This window comes from Amycolatopsis sp. NPDC006125, assembly GCF_040614195.1.
Taxonomy (GTDB): domain Bacteria; phylum Actinomycetota; class Actinomycetes; order Mycobacteriales; family Pseudonocardiaceae; genus Amycolatopsis_E; species Amycolatopsis_E tucumanensis.
In genome coordinates, this window is record NZ_JBEXTZ010000098.1 from 1 (window position 1) to 20,717 (window position 20,717).

Genomic DNA, 20,717 nt, shown 5'->3' on the forward strand with positions numbered 1-20,717 from the left:
TGTGTTTTTGTCCCCGTGCTGCCGTTTAATGGCGGGAAAGCGTGCCTTGACACGGCTGGTCGGCGACCAAAGATCGGCTGTGGATCGGGGGCGGGGGAGGTCTGGTTGGGGTAGTCGCTTGCTTTTCGTTGCCGGCTTGCGGTTCGAACACCCCCCAGAGCCGCCCTCAGGTCGCCGCTGCATCGTGGCCCAGGTCCACGATGCAGAACACGTTTCCCTCGGGGGCGGCCAGCACCACGAAGTCCGGGTCCTCCGGATACAGATCCCAGTCCACCTGCACCGCCCCCAAGCCAACCAGCCGGGCCACCTCGGCGGCCTGCTCGTCCGCCGACTCCACGAACAGGTCCAGGTGGATCCGCGGGTGGCGCTGCACCGGGGTCTCGCTGCGCATCAGCCCCAGCACCGGACCATCGTCGTCGCTGAGGGTGCGCCAGTTCGGGTTCTCCCACTCGCTCGTCACGCGCAGGCCGAGCGCCTCTGTCCAGAACGCCTCCGCCCGAGCGAGGTCGTCGACACCGAGCACCGGGATTCCCAACCGCAACATGCCCCGAGCCTAGACACGGAAAAGGCCCCGGGCATGGCACGCCCGGGGCCGATCCACGAGAACTCAGGCTTCGGTGTCGTCGCCCTCGGACTTGGGCTTCACGTCGGCGTTCTTCGGCGCCCGGCCGTTGCGGGCCCGGCGCGGCTGGCGCTGCGCGGGCGGCGGCGGGGCGATCTGCGGCACCGACGGGCCGCCACCCAGCATCAGCTCCGCGAACGTCGCCATCGCCTCGTCGAGCTGGCCGCCGATGCGCCGCTCCGACTCCTCGTTGCTGCGGCGCACCAGGGAACCCACCGACTCAGTGTCCGGGCGGCTGGACAGCGTGCCCTCGACCCGCGAGAAACCGCTCTTGACCGCGCCGCCGAGGTCGCCGAACTGCGCGGCCACACCCTCGTCGACCTTGTCGATCCGGCCGGCCAGGTCGTCCAGGCGGCCGGTGATCTGCTCCAGCCGGGCGGACAGCGCTTCCAGCCGCTCCGTCGGGTCCAGCATCTCGCCGGTCTCGTCGATCGCGCCGCGCAGGGCCTGCGTGGCCGCCTCGACGCGCTCGCGGTGCTGGTTGTCCGCCTCGTCCACGCGGCCGCGCAGGTCGGACAGGCCGTTCTCGACGCGCTCACGCAGCTCGCCGACGCCGTTGTCCACCCGCTCGCGCAGCTCGCTCATGCCCGAGTCGACCCGGTCGCGCAGGATGGACTCGGCCATCTCGATGCGCTCCTTCACCGGCCCGTGCACGGCCTGCGGCAGCGCGTCGAGCTTCGCGTCCTGCTTGTCCAGGTGCCCGTTCAGGTCGTCGAGGCGGCGGTGGATGTTCTCCAGCTTGTCCTCGAGCCCGTCCATCCGGCCCGCGACACCCTCGAAGCGGGCGGCCACACCGTCGAGACGGCCGTCGAGCTGGGCGAACGGCTTCGCCAGCTTGTCGACGATGCTCTCCACCGCGCGCGCCAGGTCCGCCAGCGCGTTGTCCTGCGCCTCCAGGCGCGACATGGCCTCGTCCAGGCGCTCGGCGAGCACGCCGACCTCGGTGCGGTCGGGCAGCTCCGACAGCCGCTTGCGCACGGCGCCCAGCGAGTCGACCGGAGCGAGCCGCGCGTAGATGTCGTCGAGCGCGTCGAAGATCTGCTGCTGCTCGCTCTCGCGGACTTCGGCCGCGCGCACCAGCATGTTGCGCATCCGGTCGAAGGACGGAGCTCCAATGTGGTTATCAGTGGTCACTTCGGTGTCCTTCGTCGGCGGGGAAAGAGGGACGTGGGCGAAGCTTAACCATTGCGGAATTGCTCTGGGTATCGCCCCCGTAAAGGCGGGAACGTCGTGGTCACCCCGACCGGCCGAATGCGAGCCGCCGGGCGGCGGTCTGAAGCTTGAGTGGAGGCTGAGAGTCGCGACCGCGCGCGTCCATGTAGGTGACCGCCGCGGGGGTACCGTCGGAGCATGTCCGACAACGCCACCAGAGCGCCCCTGACCATGGAAAACATCCGGCGGGCGCCCAAGGTACTGCTCCATGATCACCTCGACGGAGGACTCCGTCCTGCGACCGTGATCGAACTGGCCGACGCCCTCGGGTACCGCGATCTGCCCACGACGGACGTGGCCGAGCTGAGCCGCTGGTTCCGCGACGCCGCCGACTCCGGCTCCCTGGAGTCCTACCTGGAGACCTTCGCCCACACCTGCGGCGTGATGCAGACCGAGGAAGCGCTGGTCAGGGTGGCCGCGGAGTGCGTGGAGGACCTCGCCGACGACGGCGTCGTCTACGCCGAGGTGCGCTACGCGCCGGAGTTGTTCGTCGAGCGCGGCCTGTCGCTGGACGCGGTCGTCGAGGCCGTCCAGGCGGGGTTTGCGGAGGGTGAGCGTCGAGCCGCTCAGCAGGGAAAAGTCATCCGAATGGGTACTTTGCTGTGTGCGATGCGTCAGCACGCCCGGGCGGCTGAGATCGCCGAGATCGCGGTGCGTTACCGGGACTCCGGAGTGGCCGGGTTCGACATCGCGGGACCGGAGGCCGGATTCCCGCCCACTCGCAACCTCGACGCATTCGAATATCTGCGCACCAATAACGCGCATTTCACCATTCACGCCGGTGAGGCGTTCGGACTCGCTTCCATTTGGGAGGCGATTCAGCATTGTGGCGCCGAACGGCTCGGGCACGGTGTGCGGATCGTGGACGACATCAAACGCGATCCGGACGGCACGGTCCACCTCGGCCGGCTGGCGAGCTACGTCCGCGACCGCCGCATCCCGCTGGAGATCTGCCCGTCCTCCAACGTGCAGACCGGCGCCGCCGCGTCGATCGCCGACCATCCGATCGGGTTACTCGCGGACTTGCGCTTCCGGGTGACCGTCAACACCGACAACCGGCTCATGAGCGGCTGCTCGATGTCGAGCGAGTTCGCCGCACTCGCCGACGCGTTCGGCTACGGGTGGTCCGACTTCCAGTGGTTCACGATCAACGCGATGAAGTCGGCGTTCCTCGATTTCGATCAACGGCTCGACCTGATCAACAACGTGATCAAACCGGGCTACGCCGAGTTGGTCTGAAAGCTCTTGTGATCGTTAGCGTCGGCAAGTAAAGTCCAAGATGTAAGAACAAGTTCTCACATCTTGGGATGGTCGCGATGAGCCGGGCAGCGGGGCTGGACACGAGGAGTAGGCGCCGGTGGGGCATCCTCGCGCTCGGCCTCGCGGCCCAGACCGCGAGCTGCTCGTTCCTCTACGGCATCCCGTTCCTGGTGCCGGAGATGCGCGCGGCCGGGCTGACGCTCGCGGAGGCGGGCACGATCGTCGCCGCGCCGAGCATCGGCCTGCTGTTCACGCTGATCGCCTGGGGCGCGGCGGCCGACCGCTACGGCGAGCGCCTGGTCATGGCGATCGGTCTCGGCACGTCGTCGGCGCTGCTGCTGGTCACCTCGCTGGTGACGCCGTCGACCGGGGTGCTGTTCGCGTTGTTCCTGCTCGCCGGGGCGCTGACCGCGTCGGTCAACGCGGCCAGCGGGCGCGCGGTGATGGGCTGGTTCGGCCCGGACGAGCGGGGCACCGCGATGGGGGTGCGGCAGACCGCGCAGCCGCTCGGCGTCGGCGTCGCCGCGCTGGCCCTGCCGCCGCTGGCGCAGCACTGGGGCTTCCAGTCCGCGGTGCTGTTCCCGGCGGTGTTCGGGCTGGTGGTCGCCGCGCTGGTGGCGTGGCTGGTGATCGACCCGCCGCGGCCGGAGAAGAAGCCGGGCGCGCCGAAGCCGGCGTCGCCGTACCGGACGCCGACGCTGTGGCGGCTGCACGGGGCGAGCGCGCTGCTGGTGGTGCCGCAGTTCGCGGTGTCCGCGTTCGCGCCGGTGTACCTGGTGTCGGCGCATGGCTGGAGCGCGCTGGCGGCGGGGTGGTTCCTGGCGGCGGTGCAGGTGTTGGGCGCGGTCGGCCGTCTGGTCTCGGGGTACTGGTCGGACCGGGTGGGCAGCCGCTTGCGCCCGATGCGGCAGCTGGCGATGGCGAGCGCGGCGGTCATGCTGCTGGTCGCCGTCGGCGACGTGAGCTGGATGTGGGTGGTGCTGTTCGCGCTGGTCCTGGCCGCGGTGATCACGGTGGCGGACAACGGGCTCGGGTTCACCGCGTCGGCGGAGCTGGCCGGGATCGACTGGGCGGGGCGCGCGATGGGAACCCAGAACACGGCGCAGAACATCGCGGCGTCCCTCACGCCACCCCTGCTGGGCCTGGTGATCGGCGATTCCCGCTACGCGCTGGCGTTCTGCGTCGCCGCGGTGTTCCCGGTGCTGGCGATCGGCCTCACGCCGGTCCGAGCCGAGACTCGGTCGTCGTGATCGCCTGGCGGAGCGCGGCCCGTGCGGCGGTCAGTTCCGCGGCGCGGGCGTCCAGCTCGGTGAGCCGGGCGCGCAGGGTGTCCAGGACGCCGGGGCAGGCGTCCAGCGTGCCGTCCGGGTTGGCGCAGTCGATGATGCGGCGGATCTCCCGGGTGGGCAGGCCGACGGTGAGCAGTTCGCGGATCTGCCGGACGCGCTCGACCGCGCCGGGGTCGTACTCGCGGTACCCGTTGTCGCGGCGCTGAGCGGTCAGCAACCCCACGCGCTCGTAGTACCGCAGCAGCCGCTCGGTCGTCCCGGTGCGCCTAGCGAGCTCACCGATCAGCATCACTTGACCTTCCCACCATGTCAGGGATCAACACTGCCGGGAGTACCACGATTCCCGGAGGAAGACCTTGATCATCGACGCTCACAGCCATGTGCACGACCCGGTCGAGAAGCACCTCACCCTCCTCGACGAGGCCGGTGTCGACAAAGCGATCTTGTTCGCGACCCGCCCGCACCCCGAACGCGCGATGACACTGGACGAGCTGAAGGCGGAGATGGCCGTGCTGTCGCAGAGCCTGGCCGGCAGCGGCGACGGCAGGGCCGCGGCCCTGCGCGAACTGGATGACGCGGTGGCCGCGCACCCGGACCGGTTCCTCGGCTTCGGCTCGGTGGACCTGTCCGGGCCGGACGTGGCAGCCGCGGTCGAGGAGACCGGCCGGATGTGGCACGGCATCGGCGAGCTCACCCCGCCGCCCGGCCGCGCCGACCTGCTGGAACCGGTGCTCCGCGCCGCCGACGGCCTGCCGGTGGTGGTCCACGGCGCGGCCCCGACCACCGCCGACGACCTGGCGACCATCGGCGCGCTCGCGCGGAAGTACCCGTGGACGCCGCTGGTGATCAGCCAGCTCGGCGGGACGCACTGGATCGACGCGATCGAGCTCGTCCGCGAGACCCCGAACCTCTGGCTGGAGCTGTCGACGGCGAGCCTGGTGTTCTCCGTGCGGCTGGCGATCGCGGAGGTGCCGGACCGGACGCTGTTCGGCTCGGACGCGCCCTACGGCGACCCGGCGCTGGCCCGCGCGCTGGTCGAGCGCGTCACGCCGTCGGAAACAGTGCGCGCCGCGGTCCTCGGTGGGAACGCGGCGCGCCTGCTCGGTCCGTGACGGGTCAGTGCACCCGCAGCCGGTTCTCGAAGGCCTCCACCAGCTTGCGCCACTCGCTCTGCTCGGTGTCGAACGGGGCGCTCGGCGCGAGCCGGCCCGGGTCCGGCTTCAGCACGAACGACACCAGCCACCCCAGGCTCTCCGAAGTGGACAGTGCGGCGGCCACCGTGTCGTCGCCCGCCCAGTCCGCGGCGTCGGTGAGCAGCTCGACCGCCAGGTCCAGCTGCGTCGGGTCGATCGCGTCCGGGCCCTCGGCCAGGTCCTCGTCCAGGCCGGCCAGCACGTAGGTGTTCTCGGTGTCGACCTCGACCTCCAGCTCACCCGCGGTGGCCTTGGCGAGCACCTCGTCCCAAGTGGACACCTCGGCCAGGTCGGAGTCGGCGAACGCGGCGGAGTCGGCCAGCGCCCGCGCGAGCGCCTTCTCCGACTTGAACACGTCGATCCGGCCGTCGCTGCCCAGGAAGATCGGCTCGTCGTCCAGGTAGCACCGCAGCGAGTAGTACTCGTCGCCGGCGGTGATGATCTTGATCGGGTCGATGCCGACCTCGCCCCAGAAACCGACCGGGACGTCCTCTTCTTCCTCGTCGTCGGCGTCGGTGCTCTCGACCGTGTCGAGGTCCTCGTCGGCCTGCTCGGACTCGACCTCGGCCTCGGCCGACTCCTCCAGGAAGGTGGCCAGCTCCTCGGCGGTCTGCTCGAGCACACCGGCGTCCACGTCCGGCACCTTGACCAGGCCGTCGATCGCGTCCAGCACGGTGTCCCACTTCTCGGACACGGCCTCGGACAGGTCGTTCCACAGGCGCTCGCCCTCGCGGCCGGTGAACGGCAGCCTGCCCTGCTCCAGCAGCGAGAAGCCCTCGGTGGCGTCCAGCACCTCGTGGACCTCGTCGAGCTCGCACACGTCGGCCAGCGAGCGCACGATGCCGACGATCTCGGCCAGCTCGCTGATCGTCCACGAGTCCGGGTCCTCGGCGACCAGCTCGGGCACGCCGACCAGGTCGTAGGAGTGGTCGTCGTCGGGGATCAGCTCCGGCACGTTCAGCGCCGGGACCGCGTTCCACGCCGGGTGGTCGATCAGGTCGTGCTGCTCGGCGGTGCGGACGAACGCGGCCAGGTGCGCGGCGTCGGGGAAGGCGTACAGATCCTCCTCGTCACCGAGGAAGGCCTCCCACTCCTCGCCGTCCTCCCGCCAGCGCGGGGCCCAGAGGGTCACCAGGTCCCCCTGCGGCAGCCCGAGTTCGATCGGGACGATGTCCTGTGCCATGAAAGCCCTCCGGATTACACCTGTGTGTGGGAAGCCTACGGCTTGACGGGACCGGCCGCGATGGGCCCCATCTGCTCTCCGGCCGCGGGTGGCACGATGGTACCCACGATGAGCCTCTCAGACCTCCTACCAGCGGATCCCGATCCCGACACGCTGTTCGAGACGTTTTCGGCCTGGACGGCCGAACGCGGGCTCGAGCTGTACCCGGCGCAGGAAGAGGCGCTGATCGAGGTCGTCTCCGGCGCCAACCTGATCCTGTCCACCCCGACCGGCTCGGGAAAGAGCCTGGTCGCGGTGGGTGCGCACTTCACCGCGATGGCCCACGGCCTGCGGAGCTACTACACCGCGCCCATCAAGGCGCTGGTCTCGGAGAAGTTCTTCCAGCTCATCGAGATCTTCGGCGCCGACAACGTCGGGATGATGACCGGCGACTCCGCGGTCAACCCGGATGCCCCGATCATCTGCTGCACGGCGGAAATCCTGGCGAACATCGCGTTGCGGTTCGGTGCCGACGCCCCGGTCGGCCAGGTCGTGGCCGACGAGTTCCACTTCTACAGCGAGCCGGACCGTGGCTGGGCGTGGCAGGTGCCGCTGCTGGAGCTGCCGAACGCGCAGTTCGTGCTGATGTCGGCCACCCTCGGTGACGTCACCTTCTTCGAGAAGGACCTGACCCGTCGCACCGGCCGCACCACCGCGGTGGTCACGTCGGCGCAGCGGCCGGTGCCGCTGACCTACCGGTACGCGCTCACCCCGCTGCACGAGACGATGACCGAACTGCTCACCGGCGGGCAGGCCCCGGTCTACGTCGTGCACTTCTCGCAGGCCGCCGCGATCGAGCGGGCGCAGGCCCTGATGAGCATCAACGTCACCACCCGCGCCGAGAAGGACGCGCTCGCCGAGGCCATCGGGGACTTCCGGTTCTCCGCCGGGTTCGGCAAGACGCTGTCGCGGCTGGTGCGGCACGGCATCGGCGTGCACCACGCCGGCATGCTGCCCAAGTACCGGCGGCTGGTCGAGCAGCTCGCGCAGGCCGGGCTGCTGAAGGTGATCTGCGGGACGGACACGCTCGGCGTCGGCATCAACGTGCCGATCCGCACGGTGGTGTTCTCGGCGCTGACCAAGTACGACGGGGTGCGCCAGCGGCACCTCAAGGCACGCGAGTTCCACCAGATCGCCGGGCGCGCGGGCCGGGCCGGGTACGACACCGACGGGTACGTGGTCGTGCAGGCGCCGGACCACGTGATCGAGAACGCGAAGGCGCTGCAGAAGGCGGGAGACGACCCGAAGAAGAAGCGCAAGATCGTCCGCAAGAGCGCGCCCGAGGGGTTCGTCAACTGGACGGAGAGCACGTTCGAGCGGCTGATCTCGTCGCCGCCCGAGCCGCTGACGTCGAGTTTCCAGGTGAGCCACGCGATGCTGCTGAACGTGATCTCGCGGCCGGGCAACGCGTTCGAGCACATGCGGCACCTGCTGGAGGACAACCACGAGGACCGGCCGTCGCAGCGCAAGCACATCCGCCGGGCCATCGCGATCTACCGCGCGCTGGTGGCCGCGGGCGTCGTCGAACGGCTGTCCGAACCGGACTCGACGGGCCGGATCGTGCGGCTGACGATGGACCTGCAGCTGGACTTCGCCCTGAACCAGCCGCTGTCGCCGTTCGCGCTGGCCGCGATCGAGCTGCTGGACACCGAGTCGCCGACGTACGCGCTGGACGTGGTGTCGGTGATCGAGTCCACAGTGGAGAACCCGCGGCCGGTGCTGTCGCAGCAGCAGTTCAAGGCGCGCGGCGAGGCGGTCGCGGCGTTGAAGGCGGAGGGCGTCGAGTACGAGGAGCGGATGGCGCTGCTCGACGAGGTGACGTACCCGAAGCCGCTGGAGGAGCTGCTGGAGGCGGCCTACGAGACGTACCGGCGCGGGCACCCGTGGGTCGCCGACTACGAGCTGAAGCCGAAGTCGGTCGTGCGGGACATGTACGAGCGGGCGATGAACTTCGTCGAGTACATCAACTTCTATTCGCTCGCGCGGTCGGAGGGCCTGGTGCTGCGGTACCTGGCGGACACCTACGACGCGCTGCGGCGCACGGTGCCGGACGAGGCGAAGACCGAGCCGCTGGAGGACCTGATCGCGTGGCTCGGCGAGATGGTGCGCCAGGTCGACTCGAGCCTGCTGGACGAGTGGGAGGCGCTGCGGCATCCGGGGGAGGAGCCGGTGCCCGCGGAGCGCCTGCCGGAGAAGCCGCCGCCGGTCACGGGCAACGAGCGGGCGTTCCGGGTGCTGGTGCGCAACCAGATGTTCCGGCGCGTCGAGTTGGCCGCCCGGCGGGCGTACGCGGAGCTGGGGGAGCTGGACGCGGCGTCCGGCTGGAACGACATCGAGTGGGAAGCCGCGCTCGAGGCCTACTACGAGCAGCACGACCGGATCGAAACCGGGGCGGACGCCCGCGGCCCGGCGATGCTGATCATCGAGAAGGAGCCCGAGGTCTGGCGGGTGAGGCAGATCTTCGACGACCCCGCGGGCGACCACGACTGGGGCATCAGCGCCGAGGTGGACCTGGCGGCCTCCGACGAGGCCGGCGCAGCGGTGGTCCGCGTGACGGCGGTGGACCAACTCGGAGGCTGAGGCCCCTCGCGGCTGACGTGGACCGGCGCGGCTGGCGGTGCTGTCCCGCGCGCGGTTGGGGGTGGTGTCCGGCGTGCGGCGGGGGTGTCCGGCGCGTGGATGGTGGTGCTGTCCGGCGTGCGGCTGGCGGTGTTGCCGCCGCGCGGCCGGGGTGCCCGGCGTGCGGCTGGCGGTCTTGCCCAGCTTGCTGCGGAGCTACTCGAACTTGCATCCCGGGCGCGCTACCGCCGGTAGGTCCGGTGGCTCCTGGCCGCGGCAGGCCGCGGCCAGGAGCCACCCCTCAACGCCGGTGCCGGGGGCCGGTGTCGGGCGGGCCGGGCTCGGGGGCGGCGGTTTCCGGGTAGCGCGGCAGGCCGGCGAAAGTGCCCTGCTGCTGCGGGACCGCGGGCTGTTGCGGCGGCGGGTCCTGGTCGGTCTGCGGGAACGGCTCCGGGTTGCGGCGGTACAGCGCCGGCGTCGGGGCCGTGGGCGCGACGTCCATCGGCGAGGCGACCTGCGCCTCCGCGGCGGCGTACGCGGGCTGCCGCCCGGGCGCGTAGGGCTGCGCCGGGGACGGGATCTCGGGGGCGGGCTGCGCCCCGGACGGCGTGTCCGTGCTCGCCCACGCCTGTGCCGCCGAGGGCACCTCCCCGGAGGCGGGTGACTGGCCTGCGGGCTGGACGTCCGCGGAGCCGTAGGCCGGCCGGGTCCCATCCGTGGCCGCGTAGCCGGACGGCATGTCGCTGGAGCTGGACGTCACCGGCCTGCTCTCGCCGGAGGCGTAGCCGGAGGCCATCTCGCCCGAGGCGTAGCTGGGCTGCGCCGCGGCGGCCATCTCCCCAGAGGTGACGGCCGCCGGCCTGCTGTCACCGGAGGCGTAGCCGGGCTGTGCTCCGGAGGGCATCTCGCCGGAGGCGAACGCCGTCGACCTGCCATCGGCGGTCTGCGCCGCGGCGGGCATCTCCCCGGAGGCGTAGCTGGACTGAGCCGCGGCGGGCATGTCACCCGAGGCGAACATCGCCGACCTGCCATCCCCGTACTGAGCCCCGCCGGGCATCTCGCCGGAACCGTAAGCCGCTCCCGTCGAGCTGTGCGCCGGCTGGCTCTCCGCGGAATACGGCGAGGACATGTACGACGGCATCGGCACGTCGGCCGGCGTCTTGCTCACCGGCCGTCGCGGGTCGGGCATCGGCGCGGCTGCCTCCGGCCGCTGCCCCGCCGCGTCCATCGCGACCGCCGGTGGGCGCTCGACCTGCGGGTTCTGCCCGGGCAGGATGTCCATCGGCGACCCACCGCGCGGCGCGGGTGCCTGGTGACGTCCCTGGGCCACCTCGTCCTCGCCGGAGTAGCCGGCCAGCGGGTTCTTGGCGTTGCGCTTCGGCCCGCGGCGGGCCAGCCCCACGAGGCCGAACAGTCCCAGCAACCCCAGCAGCCCCCACAGCCCCTGCGGCATGTTCCTGAGCTGCTCCTGCGCGAGCACGGTTTCGGCCGGCGCGGCGTTCGCCACCGCCGGGCCGAACGGCAGGAGGACGCACACCGCGGCGGCGACCGTCCCGAGGCGGGCCCTGTCAGGCATTACGGCTCACTCCCCTGGTTGTCGTGACGCCACGATGTACCCGCCCCACCCGGGTCCAGACCAGACACCGACCTAGTGGGTGACCTGCACCACCTGCGCGAGTGACTTCTCTTGCGACGCCGGAATCGTCGGACTCCGCGTGTAATCTGCGGCCATGGGGCTTCGCGCACGTGTGGTTTCCTGGGTGGGCCGCCGTTACCTCGCCAGAGCGCAGAAAAAGGGCTTCGACCTCTCGGTCCTGCCTGATTCCGCGCTCATGCCGCTGCGCCGTGACGGCCTGGACCCCGTGCCCGAACTGGGCGCCACCAGGGCGGAGGCGCCGGTCAGCAAGTTGCCGCTGCCCTTCGGCATCACCGCGTGGCTGGTCACCGGGTACGGCGAGGCGAAGGAAGTGCTCGCCGCCACGGACAAGTTCAGCAACGACTACACCAACCTCGTCGGCAAGGCGGGGCTTTCCGCCGAGCAGAACCCCGGCGGGCTCGGGTTCGCGGACCCGCCGGACCACACGCGCCTGCGCAAGATGCTGACGCCGGAGTTCACGATGCGGCGGCTGAACCGCCTCACGCCCCGCATCGACGAGATCATCGCCGAGCAGCTGGACGCGATGGAGAAGGACGGCGGCACCGTCGACCTGATGCAGTCGTTCGCGCTGCCGATCCCGTCGCTGACGATCTGCGAACTGCTCGGGGTCTCCTATGAGGACCGTGACGACTTCCAGCGGCTGAGCACGGTCCGGTTCGACCTGTTCGCCGGTGCGGGCGCCTCGTTCGGGGCGATCTCGGAGTCACTGTCCTATTTGCTCGAAATCGTGAAGAAGCAGCGCGTCGAGCCCGGTGACGGTCTGCTCGGCATGCTGGTCAAGGAGCACGGCGACAACATCTCCGACCAGGAGCTGGCCGGTCTCGCCGACGGTGTGCTGACCGGCGGCCTGGAGACGACGGCGAGCATGCTGGCGCTGGGCGCGATCGTGCTGCTGCGCGACCGGCGGGCGTTCGAACTGGTGCGCGACTCCGACGACGCCGCGCGTGATTTCGTCGAGGAGCTGCTGCGGTACCTGACGGTGGTGCAGGTGGCGTTCCCGCGGTTCGCGCGCGAGGACGTCACGGTCGGCGGGCAGGAGATCGCCAAGGGCGACATCGTGTTCGTGTCGCTGAGCGGGGCCAACCGGGACGCCGTCCTCGGCGACGGCATGGAGTCCTTCGACCCCGCCCGCCCGGCGACGCAGCACCTGGCCTTCGGCTGGGGCGCGCACCGGTGCATCGGGGCGGAGCTGGCGCGCATGGAGCTGCGTGCCGCGTACCCGGCGCTGGTGCGGCGCTTCCCGGACCTGCGGCTGGACGTCGAGCCGGAGCAGTTGAGCTACCGGCGGACGTCGATCGTCTACGGCGTGGACACGCTGCCGGTGCGGGTGAAGTAGCGGTCCCGGGAGGCAGGTTCGCCGCCGCGAGTGGCGAACATGCCGGGGGAGCGGCCAACTCGCTGCCCGGAGGGGCGAACACGGCCGGGATGGCCGACACCTGCGGCCCCCGCGGCGGCTTGATCAGTGCCGGGAGCGAAGCCGGCCGTGACAACTGGGCGCCGTAGACGGCGAAATCTCCGCGCGGAAGGGCAACACGCTGCCGGGAATGGCCACCACGGCGCAGGGCCGGCGCGGCGCCGGGAGTGCCAAGACGCCGCCGGGAGCGGTCGGGACCGGGCATGGAACGGCCAACGCGGTGTCGCGAGTAGCCGCCATGGTGCCGGCCAGCACAGTGCCCGGGCGTGGCGGACCCGGCACCCCAGAGTGGGTGAAGTAGCCGGTCAGCCCTGGCGGAGGCGCAGCGCGCCTTCCGCGGCGGGCGTGTCCGTGATCAGCGTCGACACCAACCCCGACCGCAGCACGGCGTCGATGGCCTCCGCCTTCGGCGCCGTGTAACCGAGGGCGATCACCTCGGGCACCTTCAGCAGCTCCGCCGTGTCGATTGCCAGCACGTGGTGCGCCAGCCCGGTCGACAGCGGCTTCCCCTCGCCGTCGAACAGCCGTGCCGCGACCTCCGCGCGAGCGCCCCGCGCGGTGATCGCCTCGCGTTCGGCCGGGGACACCGCGTCGTACACCGTCGACTCGCCGGGCAGCCATGCGCCGATGCTCACCACGGCCTTCGTCAGGCGCGGGAACTGCGCGAACGTCTCCGCGATCCCCGGCTGCCGCCGCAGGATCTCCGTCGTCCGGCGGTCCGGCAGCACCAGCGGCCCGTAGATCGGGTACGCGTCCCCGCCCGACACCTCCGCCACGTGCCGCACCGTCTCCACCGACCGGTCCCGCATGTCCATCCCGGCCTGCACCCCGCACAACTGCACGATCGGGCACTTCGGCAGCCGGCGCACCGCCGCCGCCATCGCGTTCACCGACCGCGCCCACGACAACCCGACCACGTCGTCCTCGGTGACCGTCTCCGACAGCAGCTGCGCCGCGAACGCCCCGATCTGCCGCCGCACCTGCGGACGCGGCCCCGTGCTCGCCGCTCGATTGAGCACGAACGCCTGCCGCAGCCCGTATGCGGACCGCAGCTCGTCGGACAGCCGCACGTCGACCGGCGCCGGGGGAGCGAACTCCACCCGCACCAGGCCCTGCGACAACGCCGCGTCGATCAGCCGCGCCACCTTGAACCTGCTGATCCCGAAGTCGGCGGCGATTTCGATCTTGGACTGCCCCAGCACGTAGAACCGGTGCGCCACCAGCGTCGCGGTGAGCCCGTCCAGCATGCCAGTCTCGCTCATCTGAGCACTATAGCGCCAGCTCCGTTGACGAGAAACCACCAAAACCCCTCTAATGCATGACCAGACATGTGACCACAAAGTCGTGAGGCGCTCAGATGAGCGCAGGAAGAGGTGAGACGGCATGCGGGCCGCCATCGTCGATCAGCCGGGTTCCATCAGGGTCGGCGAGGTTCCCGATCCCACGCCGGGGGAGCGCGACGTCGTGATCAAGGTCGGCGCGTGCGGCATCTGCGGCACGGACCTGCACATCGCCGACGGCCACTTCCCCCCGACGCCCTACCCGATCGTCCCCGGCCACGAGTTCGCCGGCGAGATCGTCGAGATCGGCGAGAACGTCCCCGGCGGGTGGCAGGTCGGCGACCGCGTGGCCGTCGACCCGTCCCTGTTCTGCGGCTACTGCGACCCGTGCCGCGCCGGCCACGGCAACCTCTGCGAGAACTGGGGCGCCACCGGCGACACCGTCAACGGCGCCTTCGCCGAGTACGTCGCAGTCCCGGCGAGCACCTGCTACCGCCTGCCCGACCACCTGTCCTGGCAGGAGGGCGCCCTCGTCGAGCCGGTGTCCTGCGCGGTGCACGGCGTCCGGCGCATCGGGGTCGAGGCGGGCGAGCACTTCCTGGTCGTCGGCGCCGGGACGATGGGCCTGGTCATGCAGATGCTCCTGCAGCGGGCAGGCGCGCGCGTCACGGTCGTCGACCGCAACGCGTCCCGCCTGCCGCGGGCGAAGGACCTCGGTGCGCACGCCGTCGCCACCGATGTGTCCGAACTGGACGGTGAGCGGTTCGACGCGGCGGCCGACTGCACCGGTGCGGCCCCGGCGATCGAGGCCGCGTTCGACGCGCTGCGCCGCGGCGGGCGTCTGCTCGTCTTCGGCGTCGCCCCGGCGGAGGCACGTGTCGCGCTTTCGCCGTTCCGGATCTACAACGACGAGATCACGGTGGTGGGATCGATGGCTGTTCTGCACTCCTACGGCGCCGCGCTGGACCTGGTGGCCTCCGGCGCGATCGACACGAAAGCCCTGCTGACCGACGCGTTGCCGCTGGAGCGGTTCCCGGACGCGCTGGACCTGATGCGCAGTGGTGCGGGTCTGAAGGTGCAGGTGCTGCCGGGGGCCACGGATGCGTAAGCGGCTGGCACTCCTCGCGGTCGCCGCGCTGCTGACCCTGACCGGCTGCGCGGGCGCCGGCGCGCTTGGCGCGGGCGGCAACACCCTGGTCATCGCGATCGTGGCGAACCCGCAGATGAACGACGCCATTTCGCTGTCGCACGAGTTCGAGGCGGCGAACCCGGGCGTCAAGCTCAAGTTCGTGTCGCTGCCGGAGAACCAGGCGCGCGCGAAGATCACCGCCTCGACCGCCACCCAGGGCGGCGAGTTCGACGCGGTGATGATCAGCAACTACGAGACCCCGCAGTGGGCGGCCAACGGCTGGCTGGAGAACCTGCAGCCCTACATCGACGCCAGCCCCGGCTACGACCCGGCCGACTTCATCCCGAGCATCCGCGACTCGCTGTCCTACCAGGGCTCGATGTACGCGGTGCCGTTCTACGGCGAGTCGTCGTTCCTGGCCTACCGCAAGGACCTGTTCGAGCAGGCCGGGCTGACCATGCCGGAGCACCCGACGTGGCAGCAGATCGCCGACTTCGCCGCGAAGCTGGACAACCCGCAAGCCGGTGTCGCCGGCATCTGCCTGCGCGGCAAGCCCGGCTGGGGCGAAAGCCTCGCGCCGTTCACCACCGTCGCCAACACCTTCGGCGCGCAGTGGTTCGACCAGGACTGGAACGCGAAGCTGGACACGCCGGAGTTCCGCGAGGCCGCGAACTTCTACGTGAACCTGGTCCGCGAGCACGGCGAGGTCGGCGCCTCCAGCGCCGGGTTCTCCGAGTGCGGCACGCGCTACGGCCAGGGCCAGGCCGCGATGTGGTACGACGCGACCGTGATGGCCGGGACGAACGAGGACCCGGAGTCGAGCAAGGTCGTCGGCAAGTCCGGCTACGTCGCCGCGCCGGTGGTGAAGACCGAGGCGAGTGGCTGGCTCTACACCTGGGCGCTGGCGATCCCGAAGGTCGGCAAGAACAAGCAGGACGCCTGGAAGTTCCTGCAGTGGATGACGAACAAGGAGTTCGTGCAGACCGTCGGCAAGACCTACGGCTGGAACCGGGTCCCGCCGGGGTGCCGGTTCTCCACCTACCGGATCCCCGAGTACGCCGAGGCCGCGAAGGCCTACGCCCAGCCGACGCTGGACGGCATCGACGCGGCCGACCAGCGCAAGGTGATGACCAAGCCGGTGCCCTACCCGGGCATCCAGTTCGTGGGCATCCCCGAGTTCCAGGACCTGGGCACCCGGGTCAGCCAGGAGCTCTCGGCCGCGATCGCCGGGCAGATCACCGTCGACGAGGCCATCGAGCAGTCGCAGGAGTACGCGCAGACCGTCGGCGATTCCTACCGGGAGACGAAATGACCGCCGTTGCGCCCACAGTCGCAAGTGGACAGAGAGTCGAAGCGAAACCGGAGAAGCGCAAGGGCACCGGAGCCTGGGCCCGCCGGGCGCCCCTGCTGCCCGCGCTGTTGTTCACCATCGTGGTGACCCAGATCCCGTTCATCCTGACGGTGGTCTACTCGTTCCAGTCGTGGAACCTCGTGCGGCCCGGCTCGCAGCACTTCGTGGGGTTCCAGAACTACGCCGACGTGTTCGCCGACTCGCAGTTCCGCGGCGCGATGCTCAACACGGTCGTCCTGACCGTGGTGTGCGTGTTCGTCGCGCTGCTGCTCGGGCTCGGCCTGGCGCTGCTGCTGGACCGCAAGTTCCTCGGCCGCGGCGTGGTGCGGACGCTGCTGATCACGCCGTTCCTCATCCTGCCCGCGGCGGGCGCGCTGCTGTGGAAGACGACGATGTTCGACCCGACCTACGGGCTGCTCAACTTCGTCTTCGGCGGCGAAACCGACTGGCTGTCGGAGTTCCCGCTCGCCTCGGTCATGGCGCAGGTCGTGTGGCAGTGGACGCCGTTCATGATGCTGCTGATCCTGGCCGGCCTGCAGAGCCAGCCGAAGGACGTGCTGGAGGCCGCGCAGGTCGACGGCGCGGGCCGGTGGCGGACGTTCGCGTCGATCACGCTGCCGCACCTGTCCCGGTACCTGCAGCTGTCGGTGCTGCTGGGCGCGATCTACATCGTGAACAGCTTCGACGCGATCTTCCTGATGACCCAGGGCGGTCCGGGCACCGCGAGCACGAACCTGCCGTACTACATCTACCAGCGCGCGTTCCAGGGCTTCGACATCGGCCAGTCCTCGGCGATGGGCGTCGTCGTGGTGGTACTGACGCTGATCGTCGCGACCTTCGCGCTGCGCCTGATGTTCCGCGCGTTCGACGTGAGCAAGGGGGTCGTGAAGTGAGCACCCTGCGCAGGCGGCTCGGTCCCGCCTCACTGACCACCGCGACCTGGGTGGTCGCGATCCTCTTCGTGTTCCCGCTGATCTGGATGGTGCTGACCGCCTTCAAGCAGGAGGCCGACGCCTACACCGATCCGCCGCGGATCGCGTTCACCCCGACACTGGACCAGTTCGCCAGCATCTTCGAGCGCGGGTTCCTGCCCTACCTCGGCAACTCGGCGTTTGTGACGATCCTGTCCACGCTGATCGTGCTGCTCCTGGGCGTCCCGGCGGCGTACGCGCTGTCGCTCGCCCCGGTGCCCAAGACCAGCAACGTGCTCGGGTTCTTCCTGTCCACGAAGATGCTGCCGGTCGTGGCCGCGATCATCCCGCTGTACGTGATCTCGCAGCGCACGCAGCTGCTAGACAACGTGTGGGCGCTGGTCATCCTCTACACGGCGATGAACCTGCCGCTGGCGATCTGGATGATGCGCTCGTTCTTCCTCGAGGTGCCCACCGAGATGATCGAGGCCGGGCGCGTCGACGGGGCGAACCTCCCGACACTGCTGTACCGGGTGATCCTGCCCGTGGTCGCGCCCGGCATCGCGGCGACCGCGTTGATCTGCGTCATCTTCTCGTGGACCGAGTTCTTCTACGCGGTCAACCTGACGGCGGCGCGGGCCGGCACGGTGCCGGTGTTCCTCGTCGGCTTCATCACCAGCGAGGGCCTGTACTGGGCGCAGCTGTCCGCGGCCGCGCTGCTGGCCTCGCTGCCGGTGATGATCGTCGGGTGGATCGCGCAGAACCACCTGGTCCGCGGTCTCTCGATGGGCGCGGTGAAGTAGCTACTCCTGCAGGGACAGCGCCATGGCGGGGCACAGCTTGACCGCCTCGCGGGCGCTGTCCACCTGCCCGCCCTCGGGGTTTTCGACCAGTACCACGACCGTGCCGTCGTCGTCCTGGTCGAACACCTCCGGTTCGGTCAGCACGCACTGGCCCGCGCCGATGCAGAGATCGGTGTCCGCGACGATGCGCATGGCTCCTCCTACCAGGTCACCGGGAACTCGTGGATACCGTAGACGCTCGCGTCGTCCTTGAACGGCAGGGAGTCCAGCGGCACGGCGGGCCGCAGGCCGGGGATCCGCCGGAACAGCGTGTCGAACACGATCTGCAGCTCCATCCGCGCGAGGTTCTGGCCGAGGCACTGGTGCGCGCCGAAACCGAACGCGAGGTGGTGTCGCGCGCCGCGCTCGATGTCCAGCTCCTCGGGGTGGTCGAACGCGTCTGGGTCGCGGTTCGCGAGGTTGCTCAGCGGCACCACGCCCTCGCCTGCCTTGATGAGCACCCCGCCGAGCTCGACGTCCTCCACCGCCACACGGGACACCGCGAACTCCGCGATCGTGAAGTACCGCAGCAGTTCCTCGACCGCGGGCAGCGTCTTCGACGGGTCCTCCTGGATCTTCCGGATGTCCTCCGGGCGCTCCAGGAACGCCATGGTGCCCAGCGAGATCATGTTCGCCGTGGTCTCGTGCCCGGCGACGAGCAGCAGGAACGCCAGACTGACCAGCTCTTCGCGGTCGTCCTGCTTGTCGAGCTGGCGGCTCAGCAGGTCGTCGGCCGGTTCCTGCGCCTTCCGCTCGATCAGCTCGCCCAGGTAGTCGCGCAGCGCGTCGATCGACGCTTTGCGCTCCTCAGGCGGCGTGACCCGGCTGAGCAGGCGGGACGAGTGCAGCTGGAAGAACTCGTGGTCGGCGTACGGGACGCCGAGCTGCTCGCAGATGACCAGTGACGGCACCGGCAGGGAGAGCGCTTTCACCAGGTCGGCCGGCTTGGGGCCGGCGAGCATCGCGTCGATGTGCTGGTCGACGATCTCCTGGATGCGCGGGCGCAGCGCCTCCATCCGCCGCACGGTGAACTCGCCGACCACCTTGCGCCGCGCCGGGCCGTGCTCCGGCGGGTCCATCCCGATCAGCGACGCGCGGAACCCGGTGTTGATCCGCTGTCCCTTGATCAGCAGCGGGAAGTTCGGGTTGCGCCGGTCGGAGCTGAACCGCGGGTCGGTCAGCATCGCCCGGATGTCCTCGTGCCGGGTGATCGCCCACGCCGTCTCGCCGCTGGGCAGCGTCACCCGCTGGATCGGCGCCTCGTCCCGCAGTCGGCGGTGCTCATCCGGCGGCGCGTACGGGCAGCCGCGGGTGATGGGCAGTGTGGCGGGAAGCTGAGCGGTCACGGTGTTGCACCCCAATCCGGACAAAATGTGGAAGGATGTCGTCCACTTATCGCCAACGTACTGATGTGGAAGTTTTTCGTCCACCTACGTTCGGGTGAGAGAATCTCGCGGGGGTGACGGAGAGGAACGACATGACGGCTTCGGAAACGCGGCTGCGCGCGGACGCCCAGCGCAACCGCGACCAGATCGTCGCCGCCGCCCGCCAGGTGTTCGCCGCAGCGGGCCCGGACGTGCCGATGGAGGAGATCGCGCGCGCCGCCGGAGTCGGCGTCGGCACGCTCTACCGGCGCTTCCCCGACCGGGAGGCCCTCATCCGGGCGGTCGCGCGGGAGAGCTTCGCGCAGGTACTCGCCGACGCACGGGAAGCGGCGGCCGAGGAGCCGACGGCGTTCGACGCGCTGGTGCGGGTCATCGGGCGGTCGCACCAGCTGCAGGCCAGCGTCCAGCTGGCGCTGGTTTCCGAGCGGGCGAGGGAAATCCTCAAACGCGACCCGGAAACCGCCGCGTCCCGCGACGCGCTGCTGGCGGAGCTGGACGCCATCGTGCAGGCGGCGCAGGCCGAGGGATCGGTCCGCGCCGACGTCGGGACCGGCGACGTCGCCATCCTGTTTTCGCTGGTGCTGCGACAGCCGCCGGCGGTGGACGACCCCGCGCTGCTGGCCTTCGAACGTGCCGCGGCCCTCATGCTCGACGGGCTGCGGTCGAGTTCCGCTAGCCCGTTGCCGGGCCGCCCGATCACCGGTGAGGACCTCCGGATTTCTTGACGGGTACCGGTATGGTGCTCGCGATGGTGATGCCTCCGCCCCGTCTCGACCTGGCGCGCTACCGCGCCCCGGTCTGGGCCGGCGTGCCCGCGCGCGCCGGGCGGAAGGTGCGGCTGCGGGTGATCACGCCTGCCGATCAGCGCAGGCTGGCCGGTTTCGACCGGGAGGCCGCGGACACCCGCCGCGTCGGGGAGTACCGGCACTGGGCGGCGCACCGCGCCGAAGCCGACTTCCACTTCGCGATCGAGACCCTGCGCGGCGGTCTCGTGGTGGGCTCGCTGTCGGCGACCGAGGCGGATTCGCCGGACCGGTTCAGCTACGGCATCGGAATCGGGCCGCAGCACCGGCGGTGCGGTTACGCCGGCGACGCGGTGATCACGTTGCTGCGCTTCATGTTCGGCGAGCGCGGCTACCGGAAGTGCGAGGTCAGCATCTACGGCGGCAACGTGGCGTCGCTGTCGATGCACGCCGGGCTCGGCTTCCGCGAGGAGGGCCGCGTCCGCGACACCGAACTGTCCCGCGACGGCGTGAAGTACCTGGTGCTGATGGGCATCACGGACACCGAGTTCGCGGAGATCCACCCGGACTTCCCGGCGCCCAGTTCGCGGGGACGGCACTGGCGCCCCCGCGGACGGCACCGCGACCGCTAGTCCGGCCGCGCGACCG

Annotated in this window: 19 protein-coding genes; 11 read left to right on the forward strand and 8 right to left on the reverse strand. The window is 70.6% G+C overall.

Annotation, left to right across the window (positions count from 1 at the left end; all coding sequences use genetic code 11):
* Nucleotides 1-166 precede the first annotated feature (166 nt).
* Both ABZ193_RS34940 and ABZ193_RS34945 read right to left on the reverse strand, forming a co-directional pair.
* Nucleotides 167-544, reverse strand: a complete 378-nt coding sequence (locus tag ABZ193_RS34940; protein ID WP_354712884.1) for a VOC family protein — start codon at nucleotides 542-544, stop codon at nucleotides 167-169.
* 63 nt (nucleotides 545-607) lie between these two features.
* Nucleotides 608-1,756: a hypothetical protein gene (locus ABZ193_RS34945; RefSeq protein WP_027936419.1), complete on the reverse strand. Its 1,149-nt coding sequence runs from the start codon at nucleotides 1,754-1,756 to the stop codon at nucleotides 608-610.
* 216 nt (nucleotides 1,757-1,972) lie between these two features.
* Between ABZ193_RS34945 and ABZ193_RS34950 the strand changes: the two genes are divergently transcribed.
* Both ABZ193_RS34950 and ABZ193_RS34955 read left to right on the forward strand, forming a co-directional pair.
* Nucleotides 1,973-3,073: an adenosine deaminase gene (locus ABZ193_RS34950; protein WP_027936420.1), complete on the forward strand. Its 1,101-nt coding sequence runs from the start codon at nucleotides 1,973-1,975 to the stop codon at nucleotides 3,071-3,073.
* Between the two features lie 77 nt (nucleotides 3,074-3,150).
* Nucleotides 3,151-4,344, forward strand: coding sequence for an MFS transporter (locus ABZ193_RS34955; RefSeq protein WP_237339946.1), 1,194 nt, complete (start codon nucleotides 3,151-3,153; stop codon nucleotides 4,342-4,344).
* Here ABZ193_RS34955 and ABZ193_RS34960 read toward each other — a convergent pair.
* Nucleotides 4,310-4,672, reverse strand: a complete 363-nt coding sequence (locus tag ABZ193_RS34960) for a MerR family transcriptional regulator (RefSeq protein ID WP_237339945.1) — start codon at nucleotides 4,670-4,672, stop codon at nucleotides 4,310-4,312. The two genes, ABZ193_RS34955 and ABZ193_RS34960, sit on opposite strands and share 35 nt — an antisense overlap.
* Nucleotides 4,673-4,739: 67 nt before the next feature.
* On the opposite strand from ABZ193_RS34960, the gene ABZ193_RS34965 reads away from it, so the two are divergent.
* Nucleotides 4,740-5,495: an amidohydrolase family protein gene (locus ABZ193_RS34965; protein ID WP_237339944.1), complete on the forward strand. Its 756-nt coding sequence runs from the start codon at nucleotides 4,740-4,742 to the stop codon at nucleotides 5,493-5,495.
* 4 nt (nucleotides 5,496-5,499) lie between these two features.
* Here ABZ193_RS34965 and ABZ193_RS34970 read toward each other — a convergent pair whose 3' ends face one another.
* Nucleotides 5,500-6,759 (reverse strand): hypothetical protein, encoded by a 1,260-nt coding sequence (locus tag ABZ193_RS34970; RefSeq protein ID WP_020421804.1) that lies wholly within the window; start codon nucleotides 6,757-6,759, stop codon nucleotides 5,500-5,502.
* A gap of 108 nt (nucleotides 6,760-6,867) precedes the next feature.
* On the opposite strand from ABZ193_RS34970, the gene ABZ193_RS34975 reads away from it, so the two are divergent.
* On the forward strand, nucleotides 6,868-9,378 hold the full coding sequence (locus ABZ193_RS34975) for a DEAD/DEAH box helicase (RefSeq protein ID WP_237339943.1): 2,511 nt from the start codon (nucleotides 6,868-6,870) through the stop codon (nucleotides 9,376-9,378).
* Between the two features lie 280 nt (nucleotides 9,379-9,658).
* Here the strand turns inward: ABZ193_RS34975 and ABZ193_RS34980 are convergent, their stop codons facing one another.
* Entirely contained in the window at nucleotides 9,659-10,933 is a 1,275-nt protein-coding gene (locus tag ABZ193_RS34980) for a hypothetical protein (RefSeq protein ID WP_354712885.1), read from the reverse strand.
* Nucleotides 10,934-11,087: 154 nt separating this feature from the next.
* Here ABZ193_RS34980 and ABZ193_RS34985 point away from each other — a divergent pair, with 154 nt between their 5' ends.
* A complete protein-coding gene (locus ABZ193_RS34985; protein WP_354712886.1) occupies nucleotides 11,088-12,350 on the forward strand; it encodes a cytochrome P450 in 1,263 nt (420 codons plus the stop codon).
* A 383-nt stretch (nucleotides 12,351-12,733) separates the two neighbouring features.
* Here ABZ193_RS34985 and ABZ193_RS34990 read toward each other — a convergent pair whose 3' ends face one another.
* Entirely contained in the window at nucleotides 12,734-13,675 is a 942-nt protein-coding gene (locus ABZ193_RS34990; protein WP_237339949.1) for a sugar-binding domain-containing protein, read from the reverse strand.
* 136 nt (nucleotides 13,676-13,811) lie between these two features.
* Between ABZ193_RS34990 and ABZ193_RS34995 the strand changes: the two genes are divergently transcribed.
* Genes ABZ193_RS34995 through ABZ193_RS35010 form a run of 4 tightly spaced genes read left to right on the forward strand, consistent with a single transcriptional unit; the run spans nucleotide 13,812 to nucleotide 17,902 of the window.
* Nucleotides 13,812-14,816, forward strand: a complete 1,005-nt coding sequence (locus ABZ193_RS34995; protein ID WP_020421808.1) for a zinc-dependent alcohol dehydrogenase family protein — start codon at nucleotides 13,812-13,814, stop codon at nucleotides 14,814-14,816.
* Nucleotides 14,809-16,149, forward strand: a complete 1,341-nt coding sequence (locus ABZ193_RS35000) for a sugar ABC transporter substrate-binding protein (protein WP_237339940.1) — start codon at nucleotides 14,809-14,811, stop codon at nucleotides 16,147-16,149. Before ABZ193_RS34995 ends, ABZ193_RS35000 begins: the two co-directional genes overlap by 8 nt.
* Nucleotides 16,146-17,081 carry a sugar ABC transporter permease gene (locus ABZ193_RS35005; protein WP_237339939.1) on the forward strand — a complete coding sequence of 312 codons (936 nt, stop codon included), beginning with the start codon at nucleotides 16,146-16,148 and terminating at the stop codon, nucleotides 17,079-17,081. The genes ABZ193_RS35000 and ABZ193_RS35005 overlap by 4 nt, the downstream gene beginning before the upstream one ends.
* 5 nt (nucleotides 17,082-17,086) lie before the next feature.
* On the forward strand, nucleotides 17,087-17,902 hold the full coding sequence (locus ABZ193_RS35010; RefSeq protein WP_027936423.1) for a carbohydrate ABC transporter permease: 816 nt from the start codon (nucleotides 17,087-17,089) through the stop codon (nucleotides 17,900-17,902).
* On the opposite strand, the gene ABZ193_RS35015 is transcribed toward ABZ193_RS35010, so the two are convergent.
* Complete coding sequence (locus tag ABZ193_RS35015) at nucleotides 17,903-18,094, reverse strand: (4Fe-4S)-binding protein (RefSeq protein WP_020421812.1); 192 nt, start codon at nucleotides 18,092-18,094, stop codon at nucleotides 17,903-17,905. It lies immediately after the preceding gene.
* A gap of 8 nt (nucleotides 18,095-18,102) precedes the next feature.
* Nucleotides 18,103-19,287 (reverse strand): cytochrome P450, encoded by a 1,185-nt coding sequence (locus ABZ193_RS35020; RefSeq protein WP_020421813.1) that lies wholly within the window; start codon nucleotides 19,285-19,287, stop codon nucleotides 18,103-18,105.
* Nucleotides 19,288-19,418: 131 nt separating this feature from the next.
* Between ABZ193_RS35020 and ABZ193_RS35025 the strand changes: the two genes are divergently transcribed.
* The gene (locus tag ABZ193_RS35025; RefSeq protein WP_020421814.1) at nucleotides 19,419-20,051 is read left to right on the forward strand and encodes a TetR/AcrR family transcriptional regulator; all 633 of its coding nucleotides are present in this window, start codon (nucleotides 19,419-19,421) and stop codon (nucleotides 20,049-20,051) included.
* A gap of 11 nt (nucleotides 20,052-20,062) precedes the next feature.
* On the forward strand, nucleotides 20,063-20,701 hold the full coding sequence (locus tag ABZ193_RS35030; protein ID WP_354712888.1) for a GNAT family protein: 639 nt from the start codon (nucleotides 20,063-20,065) through the stop codon (nucleotides 20,699-20,701).
* Nucleotides 20,702-20,717: the final 16 nt, after the last annotated feature.